This is a genomic window from Flavobacterium sp. (assembly GCF_036405015.1).
Classification (GTDB): domain Bacteria; phylum Bacteroidota; class Bacteroidia; order Flavobacteriales; family Flavobacteriaceae; genus Flavobacterium.
Window position 1 is genome coordinate 23,858 of sequence record NZ_DASWYK010000015.1, and the last position, 6,311, is coordinate 30,168.

A 6,311-nucleotide genomic window follows, 5' to 3' on the forward strand; every position below is an offset into this window, starting at 1 on the left:
ATTTATTTTGCTTTTGGTTTATTCAAAAAATGAGCGTACCCATTCGTCTTCGTCTTTTTCTAATTCTTCGTAAGTTCCTTCGGCATGAATGACTCCGTCTTTTAAAACAATAATTCGATCCGCAGTTAGTTTTGCACACGCCATATCGTGGGTGATAATGATCGAAGAGGTTTTTTGTTTTTCTTTAATGTCAAGAATTAATTCACTTATTTCTCTTGACGTTATCGTGTCCAAACCTGTTGTAGGTTCGTCGTATAAAATAATTTCAGGTTTTAAGATTAAAGTTCTAGCTAAGCCAATTCTCTTTCTCATTCCACCCGAAAGTTCTGACGGCATTTTGTCGATGGCATCGGCTAAACCGACATTTTCAAGTGCTTCCATGACTTCATTTTCAACTTCATCTGCACTTAAATCGCGTTTGTGTTTGCTTAACGTAAAAGCGAGATTTTCTCTAACTGACATCGAATCGTACAATGCGCCACTTTGGAATAAAAATCCGATACGGACTCTAATGGCATTCAATTCGCTTTTGGAGATATTCAATACATTTTCATCAAAAACTTTAATTTCTCCTTTGTCAGGTTCAATCAATCCCACGATGCATTTTATCGTAACCGATTTTCCTGATCCTGAACGTCCCAAAACCACGAGATTTTCATCTTTGTGTAAAATCAGATTTACGCCTTTCAGGATTTTATTATCTTTTCCAAAAGTTTTGTGCAGATCTTTAATCTCGATAATTGGAGTTTGATCTTGCTCTTTTTCTTTTATTTTAGGTTCTATATGTAATTTTTCTTTGGCCATTGTTAAAAGAATAAATCGGTTATTTGAACAGCAACCATATCAATAATAAAAATGCTTAATGATGCAGTTACTACGGCAGAATTTGCTGCTTGTCCAACACTTTCTGTTCCGTTTGAAGCATTAAAGCCTTTAAAGCATCCAATCATTCCGATAAAAAATCCGAAGAAAAAGGTTTTAATGGTTGCAGGAAACAAATCCAGAAATTCTAATGATTGGATAATCTGAGTTAGATATCTGTAGAAATTAACATCACCATGAATATTAATCCCGACGTAACCTCCAATTATTCCGATTGCATCGGCAAAAAAGACTAAAATTGGAACCATCAGTGTACAAGCCAAAACTCTTGTAACAACCAAATAATTATAAGGATTTACAGCCGAAACTTCCATGGCATCAATTTGTTCTGTTACTTTCATTGATCCTAATTCGGCACCAATTCCAGATGATATTTTTCCAGCACAGATTAAAGCGGTAATTACAGGAGCAATTTCTCTTATCAGCGAAAGCGCCACCATTCCAGGAAGCCAGCTTTCGGCTCCAAATTTTACCAAAGTTGGTCTTGACTGAAGTGTCAGTACCAAACCCATAATAAATCCTGTTATGGCTACCAGCGGAAGCGATTTGTATCCTATAACATAACATTGTTTCAAAAATTCCTTGGTCTCATAAGGCGGAATAAAAACCTCCTTAAAAAACCTTTTGGCGAACAATGTCGTTTCTCCAATTTCGGTAAATGTATTTTTTAGGTTGAGAATCAAAATATTTATGTTTTAGTGTGTTGCAAAATTGAAAATCAATTCTTTAACAGTTTTTTAGACTTGGTGAATTATAGATTAAATTTAGTGTAATACTTGTTAAAATATTTTACACAAATTTTTTACAGCTTTATATAATTTTCATCAAAACATAATATTTGAAGAAAAGTTTCGTTGCGCTATTGGTTTAACAAAATGATACTAACCTGAAAATACTATTTAGAAGTATTTTGCCTAAAAAGATGTTTTTATAATTATTTTAGCCTTTAAAAAATAAAAATAATCTTACTTAAAAAGGATTTTAAAGTTTGACGAAGATGACAAAAGCTACGCTAAAAGGAGCAATTATAACTGTAATTTACTATATCATTCTATATTTTATAGTTGTTTTTGCAGTTGAAAAGTATCCGTCAAATGGAGCTCCAAGTGAAGCTGTATTTATAATGTTAGGTTTTGCTTTATTAAGTTTAATAATATTTTTATACTGTCTAGTAAAACTGATAAAAGGTGATACAACAAAATGGATACTGGTTATAATTTATCTAATCGCAGTACTGGTTTTGTACAGATTATTTAATAATTAAAACAAAAAATCCCTTTCATTAAGAAAGGGATTTTTCAGGTTTAAAAAAGTGAAGTATTTGGCTAGCTAAGCCGTTATATTATGAGTTGATCGCTATTCCTGATCGGCTTTTCATTAAGGGAATCACTTTAGATTGAGAAATAGCTATTTTTTCCATTAATAATCTTGCGGTTAAATAACAAACGGTAGATTCTGCACCTTGGTTTAAATTTACATTGTGTTTTTCGAGTCCGTCGTAACCGCCACCGCTTACAGGATTGTACATAATCTGATTTAAATGATTTTTTCCTAAAAACCAGTTAAATGCTGCTTTCATTTTCTTTTTGTAATGCGGTGTTTTAAATTCATTATAAAATGCATTTAAAGTCATTATCGTGTACGTAACATCTATTGGTTGTTCGCCATATTCATGTGGTTCCGAACCTTTATAATGCCAGCTCTGATTTGAGATTGCTTTGAAATTTCCATTTACAAATGTTTTAGAAATTAAGAAATCTAACGAGTCTAATGCTACTTTTTGGTAAACTGGTTTATTGGTTATCAAATAAGCATACAACATCGATTCTGGAAGAATTCCATTTCCGTATGTTAGATAATTTTCAAACCATTGCCAGTCTTCTGTTGCTGTATCTTCATAATTTGCCAATAGTTTAGCATTTAGTTTATTGATAATGGCCGCAACATACAAATTCGGAATAGTAGAATGATACAGATATAAACCTTTAGTTGCAAATCCGATCGAACGAGGTGACTGAATAGTTTCGGCCCATTTTAACGAATGCAACAAACATTTAGCTGCTTTTTTATAAATAGCTTCAGGAAGAATATCTGAAATCGAAACCACTGTTCCTAATGCCCAAATGGCTCTCGCATTTGAATCTTCTAAATTCACTTCGGCATTTTGTTCTACATGCTCGCGATTTTCTTGATCTACATAATTGATAAAATTCCCTTTTGGTTGTTGACAACGCTGGATAAAATCTAAATAGATTAAAATATAGCCTAAATCTTCTTTGTCCTGAGTCAGTTTATAATGCATACAAAAAGCAATTAAGGCTCTAGCGTTATCATCTAATGTATATCCTGACTCTAAATCTGGAATAGAAATTTTACTAAACTGAATAATACCAAGATCTGTCGTTAGTTTTTTGATATGTTTTAACTGAATATCAGGATAACTAAATTTGATCTCCGACGGATTATCAATTAGTTTTTTATAGGTGTTCATTTGTGTAATTCCAACATTTTCCCATGAAGAGGCTCTCATTTTGGTAAATGAACTAATACCCATTTCATGTCTTAAGTTTTCATCTTCGATTAACTTAATAGCTGCTTCTGCAAATTGATCTGGTTCGCCAATATCACACAAAATCCCAGCATCTTTAGTTAGTACTTCTTTGGTATGCGGAATTTTAGAAGCCACAATCGGACAAGCACAGCTCATTGCATAAGAAAAAGTGCCGCTTACAGCCTGATTCGGATCTTTGGACGTAAACATATAAATATCTGTTGCTTTTAAATATTCTAAAAGCTCATCTGTATCTAAATATTGATTTACGAATCGAACATTATTTTGAAGGTTTAATTCTTCAACAATTCCTTCCAGTTTGTCACGGTAAGGATCTTTTCCATCTTTAATTAAATTTGGATGTGTTTTACCAATAATTAAATACAAAGCATTCGGAGCTTTTTCTACAATTTTTGGAAGTGATTGTAATCCTGTTTCTATATTTTTTCCTTCGCCTAAAAGTCCGAAAGTAGATAGTACTAATCTGTCCTGAATGTCTAATTTTTCTTTTGCAGTTTCAGGAGTTTCATAAACAACAATATGGGTTCCGTGAGGTACACAAGTAATTATTTCTTCATTGATCTCGTAATCATTTATTAATATTTCCTTGGATTTATTAGTCATTACAAAAACCGAATTGCTGTAACTCAACAAGAGTTTTACAAATGTCCTCAATTCATCATTCGGATTCGGAATTACACTATGAAAAGTAAAAGTAACAGGTTTCTGAATCACGTTTAAGAAGTCTAGTAAATGATCTCCGTAATTTCCTGAAAACAAACCAAATTCATGTTGAATATGCACTAGTTTTACTGTCTCATCGGCATTAATTTCTTCAGCTACTTTAGCATACTCTTCTCTATTTTTAGTGTTTAGGGTAAACGCCTGTGTTGGTTCTTCTTTAGGTTCACTAACCAATTCACATATTTCACACTGGATAGATTTACCATAAACATCCATTATTCCTTTAATGGTGTCTTGTGTATAAGTTGCTATTCCACATTGTGTTGGAGGAAAAGTAGAAAGAAAAACTATTTTTGATTTATTTGATATTGTTTTCATGAGGATTCATTTTTAATTCGGTTAATAACTCGTTAAGGTTCAAAGAAGCCACCGCAATCTTATCATCGGCAGCACCGTAATAAATATATAATTGGTCTTCAAAAATGGCTGTTCCTGTTGGAAAAACTACATAATTTACATAACCATGACGTTCATAATGTTCTGAAGGTGTGATTATTGGTTTTGGCAATCTTGCAATTACTTTTGACGGATTTTCTAAATCCAATAAAACTGCGGCAGCATGATAAACCAACCCTTTTTCTCTTCTTTCAGCAGCATGATAAATTATAAGCCAACCGTCTGCTGTTTCAATTGGCGGTGCTCCAGGACCAATATGACTTGTTTCGTGTTCATATTTGGGTTCAAGCACAATATAATCAGGAAGATTTTTTAAATAATTCTTCCAAAATTCTTCAGTTAGTTCTGATTTCTTCTCAAAAGAAAAAATCTGAATGGATGGAAAAAGACGATGCAGAGCAACAAATTTCCCGTTTATTTTCTTTGGAAAAAGAACTACGTTTTTGTCCCAAACAAATAAGTTTTCTTTTATGGTTTCGGTCAGCGGATAATTTCTTTCTGTATTAAAAGCCAAAATCTTTGCAACACTTGGATTCTGTAAATGGTTTTTAATTACATTTTTGAAATCATGAAGAATAAACTTCGGCGTAATAATTCCTTTTTTCTTAAAACTCATCAGATCTTTAGAAACAGCCAATGCACCGCAAGCGTTGATTCCGTCATAAGTTACATAGGTCATGTAATATCGATCCTCAATTTTAGTAATTCTTGGATCTTCAACTCCGTGAATTTCATAGATATATTCGGGAGTAAAAATCGGCTGTGTATTTCTTTCTACTAAAGTGGTCGGTCCTTCAAAACGACAATAGCCAATAGTAGAAAAATTTCCTTTTTTAGCCGCTCGATAAAACATATGAACTTTATTTCCTTCCTGATATATTGCTGGATTCAAAACGCCTAATTCTTCAAAAGCTCTGTCGGTTTTTTCTAAAATTACACCGTGCTTTTTTGCCTCTTTCATTGTCTTTCTAAGTTTTACTCAAAATTACCCTGAGATAGAAGCGACGATTAATCCAATCCATTAAAAAATTAACTCAAAAGCCTAAACATGGTAATTCTGTAAGACAAAAAAATAATAGTGAAAACGCTAGATATGATGCTGTTTTTTAATGTATTGAGTTAATTTAAAAAACGTTTTGAGTTAATGAGATTTGTAAGAATAAAAGAACTTTGAGTAACAAACAAAAAAGGGCTTATAATAAGTCGTATTTACGAACTTAAAAATTAAATATTATGTTACGCTGGACAGTTATTTTTATAATCCTGGCTATTGTTGCCGGAATTTTTGGTTTTGGAGGTATTGCCGCCGGAGCTGCAAGCATTGCTAAAATCTTATTCTTTATCTTTTTAGTGTTATTTATTATTTCACTGATTTCAGGAAGAAGAAAAGTTTAGATGGAGGGACAAAGGGGCAAAGGGACAGAGTGACAAAGTTTTCTCTCTCAACTTACTTTTTGTTTTTCTCTTAAAAATTTGAGGTTCAAAGTGAAAACGGTTAAAAGTATTTAGCCTTTTCACTTTGAACCTTTGTTACTTCTAAAAATTATAAAATTCAAGGTTTTAAGCCTTTGTCACTCTGTCCCTTTGTTCCTTTGAACCTTTTTTTTCAATACCATTTCGCATAATATTTCCTAGTTATAAAAGCAATTGGAATTCCAACGCAGCAAATCACAATTAGGATAGAAAGTAAAAGCGGAAAATCAAGATTTTTTTCTGGTAAAACAGGAAAAACAATAGG

At 32.5% G+C, this 6,311-nt stretch carries 6 protein-coding genes; 2 read left to right on the forward strand and 4 right to left on the reverse strand.

Annotation, left to right across the window (positions count from 1 at the left end):
* Nucleotides 1–18: 18 nt before the first annotated feature.
* Together VGE71_RS01515 and VGE71_RS01520 are read right to left on the reverse strand one after the other, a co-directional pair.
* Nucleotides 19–804, reverse strand: a complete 786-nt coding sequence (locus VGE71_RS01515) for an ABC transporter ATP-binding protein (protein ID WP_331136719.1) — start codon at nucleotides 802–804, stop codon at nucleotides 19–21.
* 2 nt (nucleotides 805–806) lie between these two features.
* On the reverse strand, nucleotides 807–1,565 hold the full coding sequence (locus tag VGE71_RS01520) for an ABC transporter permease (protein WP_331136720.1): 759 nt from the start codon (nucleotides 1,563–1,565) through the stop codon (nucleotides 807–809).
* A 314-nt stretch (nucleotides 1,566–1,879) separates the two neighbouring features.
* On the opposite strand from VGE71_RS01520, the gene VGE71_RS01525 reads away from it, so the two are divergent.
* Nucleotides 1,880–2,146: a hypothetical protein gene (locus VGE71_RS01525; RefSeq protein ID WP_331136721.1), complete on the forward strand. Its 267-nt coding sequence runs from the start codon at nucleotides 1,880–1,882 to the stop codon at nucleotides 2,144–2,146.
* Between the two features lie 78 nt (nucleotides 2,147–2,224).
* On the opposite strand, the gene VGE71_RS01530 is transcribed toward VGE71_RS01525, so the two are convergent.
* On the reverse strand, nucleotides 2,225–4,495 hold the full coding sequence (locus tag VGE71_RS01530; RefSeq protein WP_331136722.1) for a glycosyltransferase: 2,271 nt from the start codon (nucleotides 4,493–4,495) through the stop codon (nucleotides 2,225–2,227).
* On the reverse strand, nucleotides 4,476–5,534 hold the full coding sequence (locus VGE71_RS01535) for a pesticidal protein Cry7Aa (protein ID WP_331136723.1): 1,059 nt from the start codon (nucleotides 5,532–5,534) through the stop codon (nucleotides 4,476–4,478). The genes VGE71_RS01530 and VGE71_RS01535 overlap by 20 nt, the downstream gene beginning before the upstream one ends.
* A gap of 272 nt (nucleotides 5,535–5,806) precedes the next feature.
* Here VGE71_RS01535 and VGE71_RS01540 point away from each other — a divergent pair, with 272 nt between their 5' ends.
* A complete protein-coding gene (locus VGE71_RS01540; RefSeq protein ID WP_144219385.1) occupies nucleotides 5,807–5,968 on the forward strand; it encodes a DUF1328 domain-containing protein in 162 nt (53 codons plus the stop codon).
* The last annotated feature ends 343 nt before the right edge of the window (nucleotides 5,969–6,311 follow it).

Bases quoted from the DNA above. Each gene is read 5' to 3' on its own strand.
- VGE71_RS01515 (WP_331136719.1), bottom strand. From the start codon at position 804: ATGGCCAAAGAAAAATTACATATAGAACCTAAAATAAAAGAAAAAGAG.
- VGE71_RS01530 (WP_331136722.1), bottom strand. From the start codon at position 4,495: ATGAAAACAATATCAAATAAATCAAAAATAGTTTTTCTTTCTACTTTT.
- VGE71_RS01535 (WP_331136723.1), bottom strand. From the start codon at position 5,534: ATGAAAGAGGCAAAAAAGCACGGTGTAATTTTAGAAAAAACCGACAGA.
- VGE71_RS01525 (WP_331136721.1), top strand. From the start codon at position 1,880: ATGACAAAAGCTACGCTAAAAGGAGCAATTATAACTGTAATTTACTAT.
- VGE71_RS01540 (WP_144219385.1), top strand. From the start codon at position 5,807: ATGTTACGCTGGACAGTTATTTTTATAATCCTGGCTATTGTTGCCGGA.